The organism is Salipiger sp. D13, from assembly GCF_003703915.1.
Classification (GTDB): Bacteria; Pseudomonadota; Alphaproteobacteria; order Rhodobacterales; family Rhodobacteraceae; genus Salipiger; species Salipiger profundus.
Genome location: NZ_RAPJ01000040.1, coordinates 19796 through 41443, shown reverse-complemented (window position 1 = coordinate 41443; position 21648 = coordinate 19796). Strand labels below are relative to the sequence as shown.

Below are 21648 nucleotides of genomic sequence, written 5' to 3'. Positions count from 1 at the left end.
TCCTATGAATACCAAGTTCGACTTCAACTCGCTTCCGGGTCAGGATCGCATCGTCTACGTGCGCCCCGTTGCCGCCGAGGATCTCCCCGAGGAAGTGCAGAGCCAGCTCGACGGGCTCGAGATGCTTTACGCCGTGCACAACGCCGACGGCGAGCGGCTGGCGCTCGTGAAAGACCGCAAGCTTGCGTTCATCCTTGCACGTCAGAACGATCTGGCGCCGGTCACGGTGCACTGACGCCCTGACATGACCCGTGGCGGAGCGCCCGTTCCGCCCGGCTCTTCACTGGTTCTTTACGAACGGCACGGTGGGCGGATCGCCCACCCTACGCGCGGCGCCAGCGGTGCATGACATCGGCTCCGACCGCGCGGGCCTCTTCCAGCACGAAGCGCGGCGCCTCGGACAGCCGATCGACGCCCATGGCGCCGATGCCGGGTCGCCCCTCGGCCCCCAGCGCCATGCCGGCGGTGAAGCCGACCAGCTCGTCCACCAGATCGGCGGCGAGAAGCGAGGCCGCAAGCTGTCCGCCGCCCTCGCAGAACACGCGGGTCAGCCCCTGCCTCCCGAGCGCGGCAAGCAGCGCATGCGGGTCGATCCGCCCGCCCCTCACCTCCGATTGCAGAAGCGTCGCGCCGCAGCTCTCCCATGCCCGGCGCGTCATCGTGGCGGCATCCGAGCCGTGCACCACCCAGACCGGCACCTCACGCGCGGTGCTGGCGAGCTTGCTCATCAGCGGAACGTCGATCAGGCGCGACACGATCACCCGCACCGGCTGGCGAACCGCGCCCCAGCCCCGCACCGTGAGCGAGGGGTCGTCGGCCCTCGCCGTGCCCGCCCCCACCATCACCGCATCATGGCTGGCGCGCAGGCCGTGCACCGCGGCCCGGGCCTCGGGCCCGGTGATCCATTGGCTTTCACCGGTCGCCGTGGCGATCCGGCCGTCGAAACTGTTGGCGAGCTTCAGCGTCACCCATGGGCGCCCCTGTTCGACCTTCAGGAAGAACCCGGCATGGTCCCGCGCGGCCTCTTCGGCACACACGCCGGTCGTCACCTCGACGCCATGCTTGCGCAGGTACTCGAACCCCTGCCCCGACACACGCGCATCGCTGTCGGCCAGCGGCGCCACGACGCGGGCGATGCCGGCCTGCACGAGCGCCTCGCAGCAGGGCGGGGTCTTTCCATGATGCGAACAGGGCTCGAGCGTGACATAGGCGGTGGCGCCGCGCGCTGCCGCGCCGGCCATCTCCAGCGCCTGCGGCTCCGCGTGCGGCCGCCCGCCCGAGGCGGTGGCGCCACGCCCGACAACACGGCCATCCTTCACGATGACGCAGCCGACAGCCGGGTTGGGCCAGCACTGCCCCATGCGTCTTCGGCCCAGCCGGAGGGCATGGGCCATGTGGCCGAGATCGTCGGTCACTTCTCGGCGAGGGTTGCGCCGGGGCGCAATTCGCTGACGAACTTGTCGAAATCGTCGGCCGCCTGGAAATTCTTGTAGACGCTGGCAAAGCGCACGTAGGCCACGGTGTCGATCCGGGCGAGCGTCTCCATGACGATCTCGCCGATCTGCTTCGAGGGGATGTCGGTCTCGCCCATGCTCTCGAGCCGGCGGACGATGCCGCTGATCATCTGGTCGACGCGTTCGGGCTCTATGGGCCGCTTCTGAAGCGCAATGCGGATCGACCGCTCGAGCTTGTCACGGTCGAAGTCCTCGCGGCGGCCATTCGACTTGATGACCACGAGATCGCGCAGCTGCACCCGCTCGTAGGTGGTGAAGCGACCGCCGCAGGCCGGGCAAAAGCGACGACGTCGGATCGAGACGTGCTCTTCCGCGGGCCGTGAATCCTTTACCTGCGTGTCGATATGTCCGCAAAACGGGCAGCGCATGGCCTGTCCTCTTATCGTGTCGTCTCTGCCTCGGTGGTGAGGTGCGGCCCCACTTATCCACAGCCACTATAGGGCACACGCCAAAGGTTGGGTAGAGGCTATTTGCGACAACAAGATAGGCGATTTACCGGGGCACCAATTCCCGGCGCTCAGCGGCTCAGGTGCGCGACGACCTGGCGCCGATGCGGCGCGCTGCGATGCTCGAACAGGTAGATGCCCTGCCACATGCCAAGCGCAAGACGGCCATCCGTGACCGGAATGGTCAGCGAGATGGGCAGGATCGCAGCCTTGATATGTGCCGGCATATCGTCCGGCCCCTCGTAAGTATGCGTGAGATAGCTCATCGCCGGATCGTCGGACGGCGGCACCAAGCGGTTGAAATAGGCGGTGAGGTCGGACTTCACCTCGGGATCGGCGTTTTCCTGGATCAGAAGCGACGCCGAGGTGTGCCGGATGAAAAGCGTGAGCAGCCCGGTGCCCTCGGCCCAGTCGACGACGTCGCGGGTGAATTCATAAAGCCCCGGTCCGTTCGTCGAAATGGTGAATGTCGTTTGCATCCTGCGCCCCCGGTCCGTTCAATCCATGGGATCGTGGCTAATGCTGCAAGTCGGAAATGGCCAGAGGCCGGGGTTCCCCCGTGATCAGGCCTCGGTGACCACGCAAGCAACACGGGGCATGTCCTCGGTGCGATCGAAGAAGATCGGTGTGCCGGCGTCGGTCACGGCGGGGATCTCGGCCGCTTCGCGCAGGCCTTCCTGGCAAGACGCCAGCTCGTCGGCGGATACCTCGATTTCGATCACTTCGGGCGCATCGGTCGTCATCGCGTCCGAGGCGGCAAAGGCCGCAACGGAAGCAAAGGCGGCGGTGATGGTCAAAGCGATCAGGCGGGTCATTCTCAGTCTCCTTCGATTCGCCAGCACAACGTTCTTCATGCCGCGTCGGTTCCCCGGCCCTGTTGCCCGGTTGCAACCGCGCCCGCAGCGCGCGCGTTGAACGACAGATGAAGAAAGAGAGGACGATCATGGCAAGCAAGACGCTTTTCATCACTGGCGCCAGTTCCGGGATCGGCGCCGAGACCGCTCGCGCCGCAGTGCGCAACGGCTGGAACGTCGGACTGTTCGCGCGCTCGCAGGACAAGCTCGACGCGCTGGTCGAGGAGTTGGGCGACAAGGCGCTGGCCCTGCCCGGCGACGCGACCTCGCTGACCGACCAGACCGAGGCAATGGCGCGCGTGGCCGAGCATTTCGGTGACGTCGACGCGGCGTTTGCCAATGCCGGCATGGGCGTGTCCGGTGCCGGAACGCTCGAGGGCGAGCCGGAGCAGTGGGACAAGATGATCCAGCTCAACGTGATGGGCGTGCTCTGGACGGCCAAGGCCGCCTCGGCCTACTTCCAGAAGAACGGCGGCCACCTGCTGCTGACCGGCTCGGCCGCCGGGCGCACCCACATAAAGGGGTCGGTCTACTCGGCGACGAAGTGGTTCGTGCACGGTTACGGTGGAAACCTCGCACAGGAGTTCCGCGAATGGGGGGCCCGCGTCACGGTCATCGCGCCGGGTATGGTCGACACGCCGTTCTTCGACGAGCCGAAGCCCGACAAGCTGCACCCGAGCGACATCGCAGACGCGGTGATCTACGCGCTGAGCGCCGACAAGCGGGCGAATGTGCAGGAAGTCTTCGTGATGCCGAACGGCTGACCGCTTCCAGATGCGGCGGGCGGCACCGGTTGCCGCCCTGCCCCGCCTAGTCGGTTCAGGTTGCGTCGGTCTCGCGCGAACGCAGATGGGGCAGCAGGCTGATTGCCAGCAGGATCTCGACCGCCACGGTGGCCCAGGTCAGCCAGCCGGCGATGCCCCGCAGGGCTGCCTGCGCCCCGACCAGCGCAAGGCCCAGGTAGACCACGATCAGGCCGATGACGATGGCCTGCCGCGCCTCGGAGCGGGGTGCATTCCGGGACAGCATCAGCATCGCGGCGATGCCGAGGAAGGGGATCGCGCCGCGTCGGGTCATCAGAACGGTGCCCGGAAGCATGTCCTGACCGAAGATCCACAGCGGCACGACCGGCAGCAGCAGATAGGCGGCGAAAAGCGCGGCGAGCACCGCGGCGTGAATCTGGCAGATGGCACGATAATCAGGCATAGGCGGCAGATAGCGGGGGCGCCCCGACGGTCAAGGCGCCCACGACAATATCAGCCGAAGAGGCGCGGCCCCTGCTCGTCGATCATCTGCTTCGCCTTGCGAAGCGACGCCTCGACCGCGTCGTCCCGGTCGCGCAGCACGTCGGCGCGCACGAGTTGATGACTCTTCGTCTCCCCCTCGACCTCGCCCTCGATCAGCGCCGCGATGCGGAACTGACCGTCCGCGGCCATCGGCTCGGGGGTGATGCGGAAGCCCTTGTATTCGACCGGCTCGGCCCGGGGCGTGGGGGCAGCAGAGCCGCCCCCGCCACCGAAGAGACGCTTGAGAAGAGACATGGCGCGCTCCTTACTGGTCGAGGAACGAGCGCAGCTTGCGCGACCGCGACGGGTGCTTGAGCTTGCGCAGTGCCTTGGCCTCGATCTGGCGGATCCGTTCGCGGGTCACGCTGAACTGCTGGCCGACTTCCTCGAGCGTGTGGTCGGTGTTCATGCCGATACCGAAGCGCATCCGCAGGACACGCTCTTCCCGCGGCGTCAGCGACGACAGCACGCGGGTCGTGGTTTCCTTCAGGTTTTCCTGAATGGCGGAATCCAGCGGCAGGATCGCGTTCTTGTCCTCGATGAAGTCGCCGAGCTGGCTGTCTTCCTCGTCGCCGATGGGCGTCTCGAGCGAGATCGGCTCCTTGGCGATCTTCATCACCTTGCGGACCTTCTCGAGCGGCATCTGCAGCTTTTCCGCCAGCTCTTCCGGAGTCGGCTCGCGGCCGATCTCGTGCAGCATCTGACGACCGGTGCGGACCAGCTTGTTGATCGTCTCGATCATGTGGACCGGGATACGGATCGTGCGCGCCTGGTCGGCAATCGACCGGGTGATCGCCTGCCGGATCCACCACGTCGCATAGGTCGAGAACTTGTAGCCGCGGCGGTACTCGAACTTGTCCACGGCCTTCATCAGGCCGATGTTGCCTTCCTGGATGAGGTCCAGGAACTGCAGACCACGGTTCGTGTATTTCTTGGCGATCGAGATCACGAGACGCAGGTTCGCCTCGACCATCTCCTTCTTGGCCTGCCGGGCTTCTTTCTCGCCCTTCTGGACCTGGCCCACGATGCGGCGGAATTCCGAGATGTCGAGACCGACATACTGGCCGACCTGCGCCATGTCGGCACGAAGCTCCTCGACCTTGTCCGAGAACCGCTCGATGAACATCTGCCAGCCGCGCCCCGGCTTCTCGGCCATCTTCTCCATCCAGTTCGGATCGAGCTCGTGGCCGCGATACTCGGCGACGAATTCGCGGCGGTTGATGCGGGCCTGGTCGGCAAGCTTCACCATGTTCGAGTCGATCGACATGATACGGCGGTTGATGCCGTAGAGCTGGTCGATCAGCGCCTCGATACGGTTGTTGTGCAGGTGCAGCCCGTTCACCAGCTCGACGATCTCCGAGCGCAGCTTCTGGTAAAGCGCCTCGTCCGACTGGCTGAAAGATCCGTCCTCGTTGAGGGTGGCGCTGATGCGCGCGTCCTGCATCTCGGACAGGGCCTCGTAGTCGCTGGCGATGCGGTCGAGCGTCTCGAGCACGCGCGGCTTCAGCGCGGCCTCCATCGCCGCGAGCGACATGTTCGCCTGCTCTTCGTCGTCCTCGTCGTCGTCGCGGGCGATCGGGTTGCCGTCGGCGTCGAGCTCGGGCTCGTCCTTCTTGGGCTTCTCTGAAGGCGCGGCCGCCGGGTCGACGACCGGCTCGGCGATGTCGCCGTCCTCGTCCATCTGGCCCGAGAAGGTCGTCTCGAGGTCGATCACGTCGCGCAGCAGAATGTCTTCGGAGAGAAGTTCCTCGCGCCAGATCGTGATCGCCTGGAAGGTCAGCGGGCTTTCGCAGAGCCCGAGGATCATCGTGTTGCGGCCGGCCTCGATGCGCTTGGCGATGGCGATCTCGCCCTCGCGGCTCAGCAGTTCGACCGAGCCCATCTCGCGCAGGTACATGCGCACCGGGTCATCGGTGCGGTCGAGCTTCTCGCTCCCGCCCGAGGACAGCGCGACGTCCTTGCCCTTGGAGGCGTCGACCAGCTCGGTTCCGCCCTTCGAGGCGTTGTCCTCTTCGGTCTCTTCCTCTTCGGTGACCTGGATGCCCATTTCCGAGAGCATCGACATCACGTCCTCGATCTGGTCCGACGAGACCTGATCGGGGGGCAGGACCTGGTTCAGCTGGTCATAGGTGATGTAGCCCTTCTCGCGCGCCTCGGAGATCATCTTTTTGACCGCCGCCTGGCTCATGTCGAGGCTGTGGGCGTCTTCCTGAGTCTCGGGCTTGGCGTCGTCGTTATCTTTGGCTGCCATGAAGTGCTCCGTCAAAGGGAGGCGGCCCAAGGGCCGGTGTTCGCGCGGATGGACTGATTCGAATTTTTCGAATCATGGGGGGAATCAACTGATTCGGCCACCCGTCATATCCCGTTTTCCTCCAAGTTTCCCTACCTGCACAGCTAGCTTCTGTGCTTGGAAAAGCGAATCTGTTGCCGCAGGGCTTCAGCACGCTCTACCTCTTCCTTGCTCATCCTCACACCGTTGGGTGCGATCTCGTAGTCGACCTCGCCCTCGTCACCTCGCAGCGCGGACTGATTCCTCATCATGGCCGCCTGTCCGAGACGCCACGTCAGCGCTTCGTCGGCGACATGCTGGAAGTCTTCGACCGCTTCCGCGATCTCGGCCGCCAGCCCCCCTTCGGCGGCATTCTTGGCCACCGCGTCTGCAACGGTCAGCCGGGCGAGTTCAATGTCTCCGGGATGACGCAGGCAGGGCACGACGGCGAGATGGCGTGCAGAGAGCAGGGTTTCAAGGGCCTCCGCCCCCATTCTTTGCTCGGCGAGCGCGCGCAGCGCCTGCGGATCGTCGCCGGTGTGCTCGAGCAGCACGTCGCGCAGGGTGGCGCGATCCGGATCGGCGCAGGCCAGCATCTCGAGGTGCTGCTCGAACTCCGCGATGAGCTCGGGAGAGTGGAACAGCACGACGAGAATGACCGCCTCGCGCATCTCGATCTGCGCATCATCGCCCGCGGAGACGAGGAAAGAGCTCTTCGCGCTCGCGCTTGGCGGCGCCGGCGCGTTCCATTGACGCTTGCGCCCTCCGCCCTGACCGCCGCGCGGCGCGCGTTGCGGCCGGAAGAGTTGCCAGCGCAGGTCCTTGATCTCGTCGCCGTAGTGGCGCCGCAGGCCCGGATCCTGGATCTGGCGCAGCACTTCGCGCAGCCGCGCATCGAGCGCCGCCTTGCGCTCGGGGCTGTCGAAGACCTTGCCTTCGGTCTCGCGGCGCCACAGCAGCTGCACCATCGGCATCGCCTGTTCCAGCACCTTCGAGACCGCCGCCGCGCCCTCGGCGCGCAGCAGGTCGTCGGGGTCCTTGCCCTCGGGCATCAGCGCAAAGCGCAGCGTCTTGCCGGCCTGCAGCAGCGGCAGCGCCAGGTCGATCACCCGGTAGGCCGCACGTAGCCCGGCCTTGTCGCCGTCGAGCGCCACCACCGGCTCGTCGGTCACCCGCCACAGGAGCTGCATCTGGGTCTCGGTCACCGCCGTGCCGAGCGGCGCGACCGAGGCCTCGAAGCCGGCCTCGGACAGTGCGATCACGTCCATGTAGCCCTCGGCCACGATCAGCGGCTGGCCCTTGCCGGCGGCCTCGCGCGCGGCGCGCAGGTTGTAGAGGTTGCGGCCCTTGTCGAAGAGCTCGGTCTCGGGCGAATTGAGATACTTCGCGTTGTCGTTCGGATCCATGGCCCGCCCGCCGAAGGCGATGGCGCGGCCGCGCGCATCGCGGATCGGGAACATGATGCGGTTGCGGAAGACGTCGTAGGGCTCGCGCCCGCGATCCGAGGACCGCGCCAGCCCGACACCGAGGATCATGTCCTCGGGCACCCCCTGCCCGCGCAGATGCGTCCAGAGGTTCTGCCAGCCCGCCGGCGCGAATCCCAGTTCGAAGCGGTCGCGCACGTCGGCGGTCAGCCCGCGCCGATCGAGGTAGGCGCGCGCGTCGCCGGCGGCACCGCTCGACAGCTGCATCCGGAACCAGCGCACCGCCTGCTCCATGACCTCGGCAAGCTGGTCGCGGCGGTCGGCCTTCTGCGCCGCCTGCGGATCGCGTGCCGGCATCTGCATCCCGGCCTCGCGGGCGAGGATCTCGACCGCCTCCATGAACTCGACGTTCTCGCTTTCGCGGACAAAGGAGATGGCGTCGCCCTTCGCGTGGCAGCCGAAGCAGTAGTAGAACCCCTTGCGATCGTCGACGTGGAACGAGGCCGACTTTTCCTGGTGGAACGGGCACGGCGCCCACATGTCGCCCTTGGCCTGGTTCGACTTGCGATTGTCCCACATGACCTTGCGCCCCACGACCTGTGACAGGCTCGTGCGGGTGCGCAGTTCATCAAGGAAACCGGGGGGCAGACTCATGGTGCGAATATCGGCCCGCGCGGCGCGCGAGTCCAGAAGCTCCCTGTGGTGGGTCGTCGATTTGAATGGTCCGGCGGGGGCGGTCCGCCGCGCCGCCGGGCCGGCGTGTCAGGTCTGCGGCAGCGCCCTTCGGGTCCTGTGCGCCGCAGGCGCGCCGCCGGATCAGACCGGATTTACTGGGACAGGCACTGGGTCTTCCACGCCTCGCCGATGGCGGGCGTCAGCTGCTCGTCCTCGAGCTGCCAGATCCAGTCGGCGAGCATGTCACCGGCGTTGCGGTCGAGCTTCTCGCGCAGGACCTTGCGCGCGGCGCTCTTCGGGATGCCGTCCTTGCGTGCCTGCACCGCGCCCATGACGATCTTCGCCGACTCGTCGCAGCGCGCGGTCTCCGCGGCGCCCTGGGCTGCGGCCGGCATAGCGCCGAGGGGCGCGGTGACAATCAGGCTGGCTGCGATCAACGCTCTGATCCGCATGACAGAAGGCTCCCTTTTCCGAATGACCGGGCCGACATACCCCGGACGAACGGCAGTGTCACCATCGCGTCGGCACCCGGGCGCCGACGCGTCCCGACGTCAGAGCCCCTTGGCGCGGTAGCTCTGCGCAACCCGCTGGATCGCCACGATGAACCCGGCGGTGCGCAGGTCGGTGACATCGTCGCGCCCGTGCCAGACCTCGCGCATCGACTGGTAGGCGATCCGCATGGTGTCATCGAGCCCCGAGCGCACCAGCTCGAGCTCGTCAGCGCCGCGAAGATACTTCTCGCGGAACTCCGGCGAGAGGTTCCACGCATCCCCCATCGCGGTGTCGAGCCGCTCGAGCTCGTCGAGCACGAGCTGGTGGCGCGCCTCTTCCTGCCGTCGCTGCAAGCGGCCGAAACGGATATGCCCGAGGTTCTTGACCCATTCGAAGTAGCTGACCGTCACGCCGCCCGCGTTGGCATAGAGATCGGGGATGATGACCGTACCCCGCCCGCGCAGGATGTCATCGGCCCCGGCGGTGATCGGCCCGTTCGCCGCCTCGATGATGAGATTCGCCTTGATGTGATGCGCGTTCGAAAGGTTGATGACCCCCTCAAGCGCCGCCGGCACGAGGATGTCGCACTCCGAGGTCAGCACGACCTCGCCGTCGGCCACGCTGTTGGCCTCGGGGTAGCCCTGCAACCCGCCGTGGCGCACCAGCCAGTCGCGCACCCGGTCGACGTTGAGGCCCTTGGGATCGTAGAGCGCGCCGTCGTGCTCGATGATCCCGGTGATCAGGGCGCCGTCTTCCTCGGACAGGAACTTGGCGGCATGGTAGCCGACGTTGCCGAGCCCCTGCACCACCACCCGCTTGCCATCGAGCCTGCCGGACAGGCCCGCGGCGCGCACGTCCTCCGGGTGACGGAAGAACTCGCGCAGCGCGTATTGAACCCCGCGCCCGGTGGCCTCGACCCGACCCGCAATGCCGCCGGCGTTCAGCGGCTTGCCGGTGACGCAGGCCCGCGCGTTGATGTCGGTGGTGTTCATGCGGGCGTACTGGTCCACGATCCAGGCCATCTCGCGCTCGCCCGTGCCCATGTCGGGCGCCGGCACGTTCTGGCTGGGATTGATCAGGTCACGCTTGATGAGTTCGTAGGCAAAGCGTCGGGTGATCTGCTCGAGCTCGTGTTCGTCGTATTCGCGCGGGTCTATCCTGAGCCCGCCCTTGGAGCCGCCGAACGGCGCCTCGACCAGTGCGCACTTGTAGGTCATCAGCGCCGCCAGCGCCTCGACCTCGTCCTGATCCACCGCCGAGGCGAAGCGGATGCCACCCTTGACCGGTTCCATGTGCTCGGAATGCACGGCGCGGTAGCCGGTGAAAGTGTGGATCTGGCCCCGCAGCCGGACACCGAAGCGCACGGTGTAGGTGCCGTTGCAGACCCGGATCTTTTCCTCGAGCCCGGGCGGCAGATCCATGAGGGCCGCAGCCCGGTTGAACATCAGGTCGACACTCTCGCGGAACGTCGGCTCATTGGCCGGTGCGGCACACATCGCGTTTCCTCCTTATGCGCCCGTCGTCCGCAGATCGCGCGGGCCGGTCCTCCGGGGCGCTGTCGTTAACTGTAGGGGCCGGGCGGCGACGGGCAAATCCCTTTTTCGCCAGATTGTCCGACTCTCCTTATGACCGGGTTAACCCGCGCGGTGGGCATTGTGGCCCCGCCCGAAACAGCCGCGCGCACGCTCCTGCTTTTGTTCCGCGAACCGGAAGGAAACACCATTATTTCCGGTCAAATGCGCCCCAATTTGGCCATCTTGGCCGCCGATAACATGCGCATCGCAAAGGGTGTCTTGTGGGGGCATTTGCGGCCGCGAGGCATTTTCCGTCCCGGTCGTCAGGAAGGAAACGGGTTTGACATGAATCGTTCAGCATCCAGAAGGAGCGGCGTTCCGCGAACCGCGACAGCCGTGGCCGCGCTGCTTCAAGGGGCGCGCGCATTCGGTCGGGACGAGCGGGGCAGCATGACCTACATGGCCGTCGCCCTGTCGCTGCTGATGATGGTCTTCGGCGGGGTCGGAATCGACATCGTCTACGCCGAGTTGCAGCGCAACAAGATCCAGAACACGCTCGACCGCTCGGTGCTGGCCGCCGCCGACCTCGACAACGAGCTCGACGCCGAGGGCGTGGTCGAGGACTACATGGGCAAGATGGCGATGGGCGACGCGCTCATCGACGTCGAGATCGACGAGGGGCTGAACTACCGCACCGTCACCGCCGAGGGCTACAAGACGATGCCGTCGAACTTCATGCGGCTCCTGGGCGTCGACACCATGCAGGCTTACGGCGTCTCGCAGGCCATGGAGCGGATCAACAAGGTCGAGATTTCCATGGTACTCGATATTTCCGGGTCGATGGACGACAATGACAAGATGGCCCAGCTGCAGGGAGCCGCCGGCGATTTCGTCGACACCCTGCTCGCCGAGGGCAACGAGGATCTCGTCTCGATCTCGCTGGTGCCCTACTCCGAGCACGTCAACGCCGGGCCCGAGATCCTGAGCTATCTCGATGTCGACTGGAAGCACGGCTACTCGCACTGCATCGAGTTTCCCGCCGCGACTTTCGGCGAGGCCGCGCTGGACCTGACCCGCACCTACGAGCAGATGCAGCACTTCCAGTGGAACTACAACGGATCGAACGCGCTCAGCGACACGATCTGCCCCCGCTACGACTACGAGCGCATCCAGGCCTGGAGCCGCGACACAACGGCGCTGAAAAGCCAGATCAACAGCCTGCAGCCGCGGGCCGGGACCTCGATCTTCATGGGCATGAAGTGGGGCACCGCCCTGCTCGACCCGTCGACCCGCCCCATCGCCAGCGGCATGATCGCCAACGGCAGCGTGGCGAACGTGTTCGAGGGGCGACCCGTCGACTACGATGACGAGGACGTGCTCAAGACCATCGTGCTGATGACCGACGGCCAGCACGACCGCTCGTTCCGCATTCGCGACTGGGCCTACAATTCCGAGTCGGAATACGCCCACTGGGACCGCTACAACCTCTGGTATTACCTCTCGCGCTACGTGAATTCCTGGGACCGGGGCGACTTCTACTACCAGAAGTATGACGCCGGGACCGGCGACACGCTGCTCTCCAACATCTGCACCGCCGCCAAGGACAACGGCATCCTGATCTGGTCCATCGGTTTCGAGGTGACCGACCACGGCGCCGGCGTGATGGAAAACTGCGCGTCGTCCCCGTCGCATTTCTTCCGCGTGGAAGGGGTCGAGATCGCGGATGCGTTCTCGACCATCGCCCACACGCTCAACCAGCTGAGGCTTACCCAATGATCGGCGTCATCAGAAAAGGCCTGCGTCGCTTTCTCGACGCGGACGAGGGCTCGGCGGTCGTCCCGTTCGCCATGTGGACCCCGCTCATGGTCGGCATCGCGCTGTCCACGATCGAGCTCGGGGCACTCACCATGCGCCATGTCGCGCTCGAGCGCGCGCTGGACCAGACCGTGCGAGAGGTCAAGCTGGGCACCGGCCGCAACTACACCCACGACCAGTTGAAGACGAAGATCTGCGACCGCGCCAGCGTGCTGGTGAACTGCCAGGAAACGCTGCAGCTCGAGATGGTGACGCTGAACATGCGCAGCTGGCGGGAACCGGAGGCGAACGCCGACTGCGTCGACACCTCGACCGGCGAAGTCACGCCGCAGCGCACCTTCGAGCACGGCCAGGAGCACGAGACCATGATGCTGCGGGCCTGCTACAAGTACCGGCCGATCAGCCCGACCTCCTACCTTGCCGCCGAGCTGCCGAAGGACGCTCAGGGCTATACCGCGCTGGTCTCGACCGCCAGCTTCGTTCACGAACCGATGTGATGGAGGCCGATGACATGCGTCCTGCAAGACTGAAATCCCGCCTTCGCCGCTTCGCTCAGGAAACCGAAGGCTATGTCACCCTCGAGGTGGCGATCATGATCCCGGCGCTGTTCGTGCTGTTCGCGGCGGCCTGGGTCTATTTCGACGTGATCCGCCAGCAGGCGATCAACCAGAAGGCAAACTACGCCATCGGTGACATGATCTCTCGCGAGACGGACCCGGTGAACAGCACCTACATGGACAACGCCTACCGGCTGCTTGGCCTGCTGACCCGCAACGTGGTGACACCGGATCCGGCGACTGGCCTGCACAGTTCCGACCTGCGCGTCAGCGTCGCCGAATACAACGCCAACAACCAGACATACAAACTGATCTGGTCGGCGGCGCGCGGCGACTATCCCGAACTGACGAACGGCGACATGGACGACTACCTGTCACGCCTTCCGGTGCTGATGAACAAGGCGCAGCTGGTGATCGTCGAGACCTGGGAGGATTACCACCCGATCTTCCGCGTGGGTCTCGATGCCTTCGAGATCCGCACCTACAGCTTCACCCATCCGCGCTACGCGTCGCAGGTGCTGTGGGAAGGTCAGAACAACGGCTGGGGCAACGGCGACCAGGACGCGCCCGGCAACTCGCTGTGCAACAACAACGCCGAGAACGCGACCGACTGCACCAACGAGGACGGCACGAACAACGTCGAGCCAAACAAGAAGAATCGCAGTCACGGAGGCTGAAGAGAGGCTGAACGAAAACGCGGCCGCGCCCCTCGTCCGGAGGCGGGGCCGCATCCCGATCCCGTCGCGCTTATTCGGGCAGCTGGCCGTCGCGCCGGGCCACCAGCATCGACAGCGCATCGGCCATCGGCTTGGTGTCGCGCCCGGCGGTCACGCCGCCGACCGCCACCCGGCGGCCCATGCGCCACCACAGACCGGGCTGCCAGGCCCGCGGCCCGGGCGTGCGCAGACGGATGAGAAACCCGTTCGAGGGCTTCATCGCGAACATCGACCGGTCGACCTTTTCGATGTCGTCCACCCGCGCCACCTCGGCCCCGGTGCTGTCGACGAGCCCCTCCTCGGTGAGCCAGAGCTCGCGCCCGGTGGCCCGCCACATCAGCTGCGCGAGCCACAGCGCCCCCACGCCCATCACCACGAGGAAAATCTGCCATACGAGGCCGGACGGCGGCTGCGCCACCACCAGCCAGAGCAGCATCAGCCCGAGCGCGGCAAGCGTGCCCACCCCGAAGACCCGGCGTGCGGCGGTCGCCCTGACCCGCGCGATGATCGTGCTTTCGTCCATTTCGGTGTCCTCCCTGCCGCCGGCTCAGTCGCGCCGGGGATCGCGGGGATAGACCCCGAGGATCTCGAGTTTCTCGGTGAAATAGCCCAGCTCGTCGAGCGCCCGCTGAACCGCCGGATCGTCCGGGTGGCCCTCGATGTCGGCGTAGAACTGCGTCGCCGTGAACGAGCCGCCGACCATGTAGCTTTCAAGCTTGGTCATGTTGACGCCGTTCGTCGCGAATCCGCCCATCGCCTTGTAGAGCGCCGCCGGAATGTTGCGCACCTGAAAGATGAAGGTGGTCATCATGCCATGCTCGCCCCGGCGCGTAAGGTCCGCCTGCGGCGCCATGATGAGGAAACGGGTGGTGTTATGGGCGTGATCTTCGATGTGCCGCGCGAGGATCTCGAGCCCGTAGATCTCGGCCGCGAGGTCCGAGGCCAGCACCCCGGTCGTGCGGTCCCGCGTGCGTGACAGCTCGGCGGCGGCACCGGCACTGTCGGCGTAGGCCTCGCCCTTGATGCCGTATTTCTCGAGGAAGCTTGCCGCCTGCGGGATCAGCACGAGATGCGCACGCACCTTCTCGAGTTCATCGAGGCGCGTGCCCGGCAGCGCCATGAGGCTGATGTGCACCCGCACGAAGGCCTCGTCGATGATCCGCAGCCCGCTTTCCGGCAGCAACCGGTGAATGTCGGCCACACGCCCGTAGGTGGTGTTCTCGACCGGAAGCATGGCGAGTTTCGCCGCGCCGCTGCGAACCGCCTCGATCACCTCCTCGAAGGTGTGGCAGGGCAGCGCCTCCATGTCGGGCCGCGCGTCGCGGCAGGCCTGGTGGGAATAGGCGCCCAGCTCCCCCTGAAAGGCGATACGGTCTGTCATCGTCTCATCCGGTTGTTCTTCTTTTGGATACGGAAAACGCCTATTGCGCGTTTGGTCGCGGCTTCTATACCTTGCCAGAAGCCATTGGAAGCCGTAGACACCCGCGAGGGAAAAATTGGGACACGCTACACATGCTTGACACGATGACGATTACCAAGGCGGTGGGCGGCGTTTGCGGCGCTCTTCTGATCTTTCTGCTCGGCAATTGGGTCGCCGAAAGCCTCTACAGCGTGGGTGGCGGTCACGGCGAGGAGCACGCCGCAGCCTACGTGATCGAGACCGACAGCGGTGGCGGCAGCGCCGAGGAAGAAGAGCCCCAGGACTTCGAGACGCTGATGGCCTCGGCCGACGCCGGTGCCGGCGAGCGCGTCTTCGGCAAGTGCCGCGCCTGCCACAAGATCGACGGCAGCAACGCCACCGGTCCGCACCTCGACGGCGTCGTGGGCCGCGAGATCGACGCGGTCGACGGGTTCAACTACTCGGGCGCACTCGAGCAGGTCGGCGACGTATGGTCGCCGGAAAACCTCTTCCACTTCCTCGAGAACCCGCGCGAGAGTGCTCCGGGCACCGCGATGAGCTTCGCGGGCCTCAAGAGCGCGGAAGACCGGGTGAACCTGATCGCCTACCTCGACAGCCTCGACGGCTGATCGCACAGAGCTTGACCGGTTGCGGGCCACGGGAAACCGTGGCCCTTTTCGTGTCCGGCGGTGCCTGCCGCGAAAGCGGTCGCGCGCTGTTCACGTATTCTCTAGCAATGACCGCTTGAACATGGCCGCCGCGCGCGCCTAGCTTACGTCTACCGGCGAGACATCCGCCGCCAGACAGGGGAGAGCACATGATCCGGACGACGCCGCGCGCCGCCACCACCCGACCCGCCCGCCTCATCGGATCAACGATCCTCGCGCTCGGACTTGCCTTTGCGGCCCCCGCCCTTGCGCAGGACGACAGCGACATCATCACGGCGCACGGCGTCTCGTCCTTCGGCGAGCTCAAGTACCCGGCCGACTTCGACCATTTCGACTACGTCAACGTCGACGCGCCCAAGGGCGGGGAGATGTCGACTTGGGCCTTCGGCACCTTCGACAGCCTCACCCCCTACATCCTCAAGGGCAACGCGGCGGCGATGTCCTCGGTGTTCTACGACAGCCTGCTGACCGGCACGCTCGACGAACCCGACGCGATGTACGGGCTTGTCGCCGAAAGCGTCGAGTACCCCGAGAACCGCGAGTGGATCGTCTTCAACATGCGCCCCGAGGCCCGGTTCCGGGACGGCACGCCGGTCACGGCCGAAGACGTGGTGTTCTCCTTCAACATCCTCGTAGAGGACGGCCTGCCGAGCTTCCGGGTGCAGTTCAAGGACATCCTCGAAGCCGAGGCGCTCGACGAGCACCGGGTGAAGTTCACCTTCAACCCCGACGGCCCGCTGCGCGAGCTCCTGATGACCGCCGGCGGCCTGCCGATCTTCTCCAAGGCCTACTACGAGGACCGCGATTTCGCCGAAAGCAGCCTCGAGCCGCCGATGGGATCGGGTGCCTACGAGCTGCTGTCGGTCGAGCCCGGCCGCTCGGTCGCCTACAAGCGCCGCGACGACGACTGGGCCAGGGATCTGCCGGTGAACCGCGGGCAGAACAATTTCGACGTTCTGCGCGTGGAGTATTTCGCCGATTACACGACCGCCTTCGAAGCGTTCAAGGGCGGCGCCTATACGTACCGCGAGGAATTCCAGTCGAAAATCTGGGCCACCGGCTACGAGTTTCCCGCCGTGCAGGAAGGCACGGTGGAGGTCGAGACCCTGCCCGACGGGCGCCCCGCCGGCACGCAGGGCTTCTTCTTCAACCTGCGCCGCGACAAGTTCCAGGATCCGCGGGTGCGCGAGGCCATCGGCATGGCCTTCAACTTCGAGTGGTCGAACGAAAGCCTGTTCTACGGCCTCTACGAACGCACCGACAGCTTCTGGGAGAACTCCGCGACGTTGCAGGCCACCGGCATGCCGTCGGAGGCCGAGCTCGAGCTGCTCGAGCCCATCCGCGAATACATCCCCGAGACGGTCTTCACCGAAGAGGCCTTTACCCCGCACGTGGCCAGCGCCGACGATCTCGCCGACCGCCGCACCCTGCGGCAGGCCGGGCGGCTGCTGTCCGAGGCTGGCTGGGAGGTCGGGGACGACGGCTTTCGCTACAAGGACGGCCAACGGCTGACCGTCGAGGTGCTGAACGACAGCCCCTCGTTCGAGCGGATCATCAACCCCTACATCGAGAACCTGAAGCGGCTCGGGATCGAGGCCAACGCCAACCGCGTCGACGCCGCCGAGGCTCAGGAACGCGAGAAGAATTTCGAATACGACGTGGTCACCCAGCGTTTCGCCATGAGCCAGACCCCGGGCGACGAGCTGCGTTCGGTCTTCGGATCTGAAACCGCCGACGTGCCGGGCTCGGCCAATATCGCGGGCGTGTCGAACGAAGGCGTCGACCAGCTGATCCGCGCCATCGCCGACGCCGAGAGCCGCGAGGAACTGACCACCGCCGTTCACGCGCTCGACCGGGTGCTGCGGGCGATGCACATCTGGGTGCCGCAGTGGTACAAGGGCGTGCACAACATCGCCTATCTCGACGTATATGACCGCCCCTACGCCGACACGCCGCCGCCCTACGGGCTGGGTGTGATGTCGCTGTGGTGGTGGGACGAGGAAAAGGCCGCCGAGCTGCGCGCCGAGGGAGCGCTGTAACCCCATATGGGCGCCTATATCCTAAGACGACTCCTGCTCATCATCCCCACGCTGCTGGGGATCATGATCATCAACTTCACGCTCGTGCAATTCGTGCCCGGCGGCCCCATCGAGCAGATCATCGCCCAGGTCGAAGGCCAGGGCGATGTCTTCGAGGGCTTCGCCGGCGGCGGAGGCGAGGTCGCCTCTGGCGGCGGTGGATCGGATGAATACGCCGGCGCGCGCGGCCTGCCGCCGGATTTCATCGCCGAGCTGGAAAAGGAATTCGGCTTCGACAAGCCGCCCCTCGAGCGGTTCTTCACCATGCTCTGGAACTACATGCGGCTCGATTTCGGCGAGAGCTACTTCCGCTCGATCAGCGTGATCGACCTCGTGCTCGAGAAGATGCCGGTGTCGATCTCGCTGGGGCTCTGGTCCACGCTCATCGCCTATGTCATCTCGATCCCGCTGGGCATCCGCAAGGCGGTGAAAGACGGCACCTCCTTCGACACCTGGACCTCCGGCGCCATCATCGTGGCCTATGCCATCCCGGGCTTCCTTTTCGCGATCCTGCTGCTGGTGCTCTTCGCCGGCGGCTCCTACTGGCAGATCTTCCCGCTGCGGGGTCTGACCTCGGACAACTGGGAGGCTCTCAGCTGGCCGATGAAGATCGCCGACTACTTCTGGCACATCGCGCTGCCGGTGCTGGCCTCGACCATCGCCGCCTTCGCCACCCTGACGCTGCTGACCAAGAACAGCTTCCTCGACGAAATCAAGAAGCACTACGTCATCACCGCCCGCGCCAAGGGCCTGACCGAGCGGCGCGTGCTCTACGGGCACGTCTTCCGCAACGCCATGCTGATCGTCATCGCGGGCTTCCCGGCGGTGTTCATCGGCGTGTTCTTCTCGGGCAGCCTGATCATCGAAACGATCTTCTCGCTCGACGGGCTGGGCCGGCTCGGCTTCGAGGCCGCGGTGGCGCGCGATTACCCGGTGATCTTCGGCACGCTCTTCATCTTCGGCCTGATCGGCCTCGTGGTCGGCATCATCTCGGACCTCACCTACGTTCTGGTCGATCCGCGCATCGACTTCGAGAAGCGGGAGGGCTGACGTGAGCTACGAGACCGATCCCGCGCGCCGCGACGACGGCTACGAGATGGGCGGCGGCCTGCGCCCCCAGCCCGAGCCCGGCGTCGCCGTCGAGCCGCAACCGAAGCCGGGCCGTTTCGCGCTCTCGCCGTTGAACAAGCGGCGCTGGCGCAACTTCCGAAAGAACGGCCGCGCCTTCTGGTCGCTGGTGATCTTCCTGATCCTCTTCACCCTGTCGCTGTTCGCCGAGTTCATCGCCAACGACAAGCCGATCCTCGTGAGCTACCGCGGCGAGCTGCGGATGCCGATCTTCCAGTTCTACCCCGAGACGGCCTTTGGCGGCGACTTCCGCACCGAGGCCGCCTACCGCGACCCCGAGGTGCAGTGCCTGATCCGCACCGGCGGGCTGGATGCCTGTTTCGACGACCCCGAGGGGCTGATGCAGCAGGTCGACGAAGGCACGATGCAGGAGGGCGACTTCCAGAAGGGCTGGACCATCTGGCCGCCCATTCCCTACAGCTTCAACACGCCCGTCGACCGGCCCGGCGCGGCCCCCCTCCCCCCGAACGGCCAGAACTGGCTTGGCACCGACGACACCAAGCGCGACGTGGCAGCCAGGGTGATCTACGGCTTCCGCCTGTCGATCCTGTTCACCCTGATCGTCACGGTCTGCGCCTCGCTCATCGGCATCGTCGCCGGCGCGCTGCAGGGTTACTTCGGCGGCTGGCTCGACCTCATCTTCCAGCGGGTGATCGAGATCTGGTCGGCAACGCCGTCGCTCTACGTCATCATCATCCTCTTCGCGATCCTCGGGCGAAGTTTCTGGCTGCTGGTGATCCTCACCGTGCTCTTCGGCTGGACCGCGCTGGTGGGCGTGGTGCGGGCCGAGTTCCTGCGCGCCCGCAACCTGGAATACGTGCGTGCGGCAAAGGCGCTCGGCGTGTCGAACATGACCATCATGTTCCGCCACATGCTGCCCAACGCCATGGTCGCCACGCTGACCATGCTGCCGTTCATCGTCACCGGCACGATCTCGACGCTGGCGGGGCTCGACTTCCTCGGCTTCGGCCTGCCGTCCTCGGCGCCGTCGCTGGGCGAGCTGACCCTGCAGGCCAAGCAGAACCTCCAGGCGCCATGGCTGGGCTTCACCGCCTTCACCGTCTTCGCGCTGATGCTGTCGCTTCTCGTCTTCATCTTCGAAGGCGTGCGCGATGCCTTCGACCCCAGAAAGACCTTCTCATGAGCACGCTTCTGCAGGTTCGCGACCTCGCCGTCACCTTCCGCCAGGACGGTGTCGAAAGCCGCGCGGTCAAGGGCGTGTCCTTCGACCTGCAAAAGGGCGAGACGCTGGCGCTGGTGGGCGAATCCGGCTCGGGCAAGTCGGTCACCGCGCTGTCGACCGTGTCGCTCCTAGGCGACGCGGCGCGGGTCGAGGGCTCGGTGCTCTACAAGGACCGCGAGATGATCGGCGCCCCCGGCAAGCTCCTGCGGGAAGTGCGCGGCAACGACATCAGCTTCATCTTCCAGGAGCCGATGACCTCGCTCAACCCGCTCCACACGCTGGAAAAGCAGCTCGGCGAAAGCCTCGCGCTGCACCAGGGGCTGACCGGGGACAAGGCGCGGGCGCGCATTCTCGACCTGCTCGACAAGGTCGGCATCCGCGACCCGGAAAGCCGACTCTCGGCCTATCCGCACCAGCTGTCCGGTGGCCAGCGGCAGCGGGTGATGATCGCCATGGCCCTTGCCAACGGGCCCGACCTGCTGATCGCCGACGAGCCGACCACGGCGCTCGACGTGACCATCCAGGCGCAGATCCTCGAGCTTCTGGCCGAGCTCAAGCAGGCCGAGCACATGAGCATGCTGTTCATCACCCACGACCTGAACATCGTGCGGCGCTTCGCCGACCGGGTCTGCGTGATGAAGAACGGCGAGATCGTCGAGCAGGGCCGCACCGAGGAGATCTTCGGCAACCCGCAGCACGACTACACCAGGATGCTGATCTCGGCCGAGAGCACCGGCACCCCGGACCCGGTAGCGCCGCAATCGGAGGAAGTCGCCCGCGCCGACCATCTCAAGATCTGGTTCCCGATCCAGAAGGGTTTCATGAAAAAGACCGTCGGCCACGTGAAGGCGGTGAACGACGCGAGCTTCTCGGTCCGCGCAGGCGAGACAGTGGGAGTCGTGGGCGAGAGCGGCTCGGGCAAGACGACGCTGGCGCTGGCGATGATGCGGCTCATCCAGTCCGAGGGCGGCATCACCTATCGCGGCGAGGATGTGCGGGGCTGGTCGACACGGCGGCTGCGCAAGCTGCGCTCGGAAATCCAGATCGTCTTCCAGGACCCGTTCGGCTCGCTGAGCCCGCGCATGACCTGCGAGCAGATCATCGCCGAGGGTCTCGGCGTGCATGGCTCGCCGGACGGCAAGCCGGCGCGGCAGGCGGTGGAAGAGGTCATGCGCGAGGTCGGCATGGACCCGGCCACGATGCACCGCTACCCGCACGAGTTCTCGGGCGGCCAGCGCCAGCGCATCGCCATCGCGCGGGCCATGGTGCTGCGGCCTCGGCTGGTGGTGCTGGACGAGCCGACCTCGGCGCTCGACATGACGGTGCAGGTGCAGATCGTGAACCTGCTCCGCGAGCTGCAGCGGAAATACGATCTCGCCTACCTGTTCATCAGCCACGACCTCAAGGTCGTGCGGGCGATGAGCCACAAGATCATCGTTATGAAACAGGGCGACGTGGTCGAGATGGGCGAGGCCGAGCAGGTCTTTGCCCGCCCCGAAACCGACTACACCCGCAAGCTTTTTGCCGCAGCCTTCGACCTCGCCGGGTAAGGCTGGACGGGTAAGGCTGGGCGGGGCGGACAAAAATCTTCGTCCGAAGATTTTTACCCGCGCGATGGCAATCGCGCGGG

The 21648-nt window shown here is 66.0% G+C and carries 22 protein-coding genes; 10 read left to right on the top strand and 12 right to left on the bottom strand.

Going from position 1 to position 21648, the window contains the following annotated elements:
* Positions 1-4 precede the first annotated feature (4 nt).
* A complete protein-coding gene (locus tag D6860_RS22960) occupies positions 5-235 on the top strand; it encodes a DUF1150 family protein (protein ID WP_017468682.1) in 231 nt (76 codons plus the stop codon).
* A gap of 88 nt (positions 236-323) precedes the next feature.
* On the opposite strand, the gene ribD is transcribed toward D6860_RS22960, so the two are convergent.
* The 4 genes from ribD to D6860_RS22940 form a co-directional block, all read right to left on the bottom strand.
* Positions 324-1394 carry a bifunctional diaminohydroxyphosphoribosylaminopyrimidine deaminase/5-amino-6-(5-phosphoribosylamino)uracil reductase RibD gene (gene ribD, locus D6860_RS22955; protein ID WP_076625360.1) on the bottom strand — a complete coding sequence of 357 codons (1071 nt, stop codon included), beginning with the start codon at positions 1392-1394 and terminating at the stop codon, positions 324-326.
* 17 nt (positions 1395-1411) lie between these two features.
* Positions 1412-1882: a transcriptional regulator NrdR gene (nrdR, locus tag D6860_RS22950; protein WP_076623557.1), complete on the bottom strand. Its 471-nt coding sequence runs from the start codon at positions 1880-1882 to the stop codon at positions 1412-1414.
* Positions 1883-2031: 149 nt separating this feature from the next.
* Positions 2032-2439, bottom strand: coding sequence for a secondary thiamine-phosphate synthase enzyme YjbQ (locus D6860_RS22945; RefSeq protein WP_076623556.1), 408 nt, complete (start codon positions 2437-2439; stop codon positions 2032-2034).
* An 84-nt stretch (positions 2440-2523) separates the two neighbouring features.
* Positions 2524-2775: a hypothetical protein gene (locus D6860_RS22940; RefSeq protein WP_076623555.1), complete on the bottom strand. Its 252-nt coding sequence runs from the start codon at positions 2773-2775 to the stop codon at positions 2524-2526.
* Positions 2776-2903: 128 nt separating this feature from the next.
* Between D6860_RS22940 and D6860_RS22935 the strand changes: the two genes are divergently transcribed.
* A complete protein-coding gene (locus tag D6860_RS22935) occupies positions 2904-3578 on the top strand; it encodes an SDR family oxidoreductase (RefSeq protein WP_076623554.1) in 675 nt (224 codons plus the stop codon).
* 55 nt (positions 3579-3633) lie between these two features.
* Here the strand turns inward: D6860_RS22935 and D6860_RS22930 are convergent, their stop codons facing one another.
* From D6860_RS22930 to D6860_RS22905, 6 genes are all read right to left on the bottom strand, one after another.
* Positions 3634-4020 carry a hypothetical protein gene (locus D6860_RS22930; protein WP_076623553.1) on the bottom strand — a complete coding sequence of 129 codons (387 nt, stop codon included), beginning with the start codon at positions 4018-4020 and terminating at the stop codon, positions 3634-3636.
* A 50-nt stretch (positions 4021-4070) separates the two neighbouring features.
* Positions 4071-4355, bottom strand: coding sequence for an HlyU family transcriptional regulator (locus tag D6860_RS22925; RefSeq protein WP_076623552.1), 285 nt, complete (start codon positions 4353-4355; stop codon positions 4071-4073).
* Positions 4356-4365: 10 nt separating this feature from the next.
* Entirely contained in the window at positions 4366-6351 is a 1986-nt protein-coding gene (gene rpoD, locus D6860_RS22920) for an RNA polymerase sigma factor RpoD (RefSeq protein ID WP_017467216.1), read from the bottom strand.
* 143 nt (positions 6352-6494) lie between these two features.
* Positions 6495-8447, bottom strand: coding sequence for a DNA primase (dnaG, locus tag D6860_RS22915; RefSeq protein ID WP_076623551.1), 1953 nt, complete (start codon positions 8445-8447; stop codon positions 6495-6497).
* A gap of 173 nt (positions 8448-8620) precedes the next feature.
* Entirely contained in the window at positions 8621-8920 is a 300-nt protein-coding gene (locus D6860_RS22910) for a hypothetical protein (RefSeq protein ID WP_076623550.1), read from the bottom strand.
* 99 nt (positions 8921-9019) lie between these two features.
* Entirely contained in the window at positions 9020-10456 is a 1437-nt protein-coding gene (locus tag D6860_RS22905; RefSeq protein WP_076623549.1) for a Glu/Leu/Phe/Val family dehydrogenase, read from the bottom strand.
* Between the two features lie 468 nt (positions 10457-10924).
* Between D6860_RS22905 and D6860_RS22900 the strand changes: the two genes are divergently transcribed.
* The 3 genes from D6860_RS22900 to D6860_RS22890 are packed head-to-tail and all read left to right on the top strand — an operon-like array spanning position 10925 to position 13523.
* Complete coding sequence (locus tag D6860_RS22900; RefSeq protein WP_229743323.1) at positions 10925-12250, top strand: Tad domain-containing protein; 1326 nt, start codon at positions 10925-10927, stop codon at positions 12248-12250.
* A complete protein-coding gene (locus D6860_RS22895; protein ID WP_076623547.1) occupies positions 12247-12786 on the top strand; it encodes a TadE/TadG family type IV pilus assembly protein in 540 nt (179 codons plus the stop codon). The genes D6860_RS22900 and D6860_RS22895 overlap by 4 nt, the downstream gene beginning before the upstream one ends.
* 14 nt (positions 12787-12800) lie before the next feature.
* Positions 12801-13523, top strand: coding sequence for a TadE/TadG family type IV pilus assembly protein (locus D6860_RS22890; RefSeq protein WP_076625359.1), 723 nt, complete (start codon positions 12801-12803; stop codon positions 13521-13523).
* 70 nt (positions 13524-13593) lie between these two features.
* On the opposite strand, the gene D6860_RS22885 is transcribed toward D6860_RS22890, so the two are convergent.
* Entirely contained in the window at positions 13594-14085 is a 492-nt protein-coding gene (locus tag D6860_RS22885; protein WP_076623546.1) for a hypothetical protein, read from the bottom strand.
* 24 nt (positions 14086-14109) lie between these two features.
* Positions 14110-14943 (bottom strand): prephenate dehydratase, encoded by an 834-nt coding sequence (locus D6860_RS22880; RefSeq protein ID WP_076623545.1) that lies wholly within the window; start codon positions 14941-14943, stop codon positions 14110-14112.
* A gap of 131 nt (positions 14944-15074) precedes the next feature.
* Between D6860_RS22880 and D6860_RS22875 the strand changes: the two genes are divergently transcribed.
* From D6860_RS22875 to D6860_RS22855, 5 genes are all read left to right on the top strand, one after another.
* Positions 15075-15590: a c-type cytochrome gene (locus D6860_RS22875; RefSeq protein WP_017467600.1), complete on the top strand. Its 516-nt coding sequence runs from the start codon at positions 15075-15077 to the stop codon at positions 15588-15590.
* Between the two features lie 188 nt (positions 15591-15778).
* Positions 15779-17668 (top strand): extracellular solute-binding protein, encoded by a 1890-nt coding sequence (locus D6860_RS22870; RefSeq protein WP_128549315.1) that lies wholly within the window; start codon positions 15779-15781, stop codon positions 17666-17668.
* Positions 17669-17674: 6 nt separating this feature from the next.
* Positions 17675-18757, top strand: coding sequence for a microcin C ABC transporter permease YejB (locus D6860_RS22865; RefSeq protein WP_076623543.1), 1083 nt, complete (start codon positions 17675-17677; stop codon positions 18755-18757).
* A gap of 1 nt (position 18758) precedes the next feature.
* The gene (locus tag D6860_RS22860; RefSeq protein ID WP_017466930.1) at positions 18759-19979 is read left to right on the top strand and encodes an ABC transporter permease; all 1221 of its coding nucleotides are present in this window, start codon (positions 18759-18761) and stop codon (positions 19977-19979) included.
* Entirely contained in the window at positions 19976-21568 is a 1593-nt protein-coding gene (locus tag D6860_RS22855; RefSeq protein ID WP_017466929.1) for an ABC transporter ATP-binding protein, read from the top strand. Before D6860_RS22860 ends, D6860_RS22855 begins: the two co-directional genes overlap by 4 nt.
* The last annotated feature ends 80 nt before the right edge of the window (positions 21569-21648 follow it).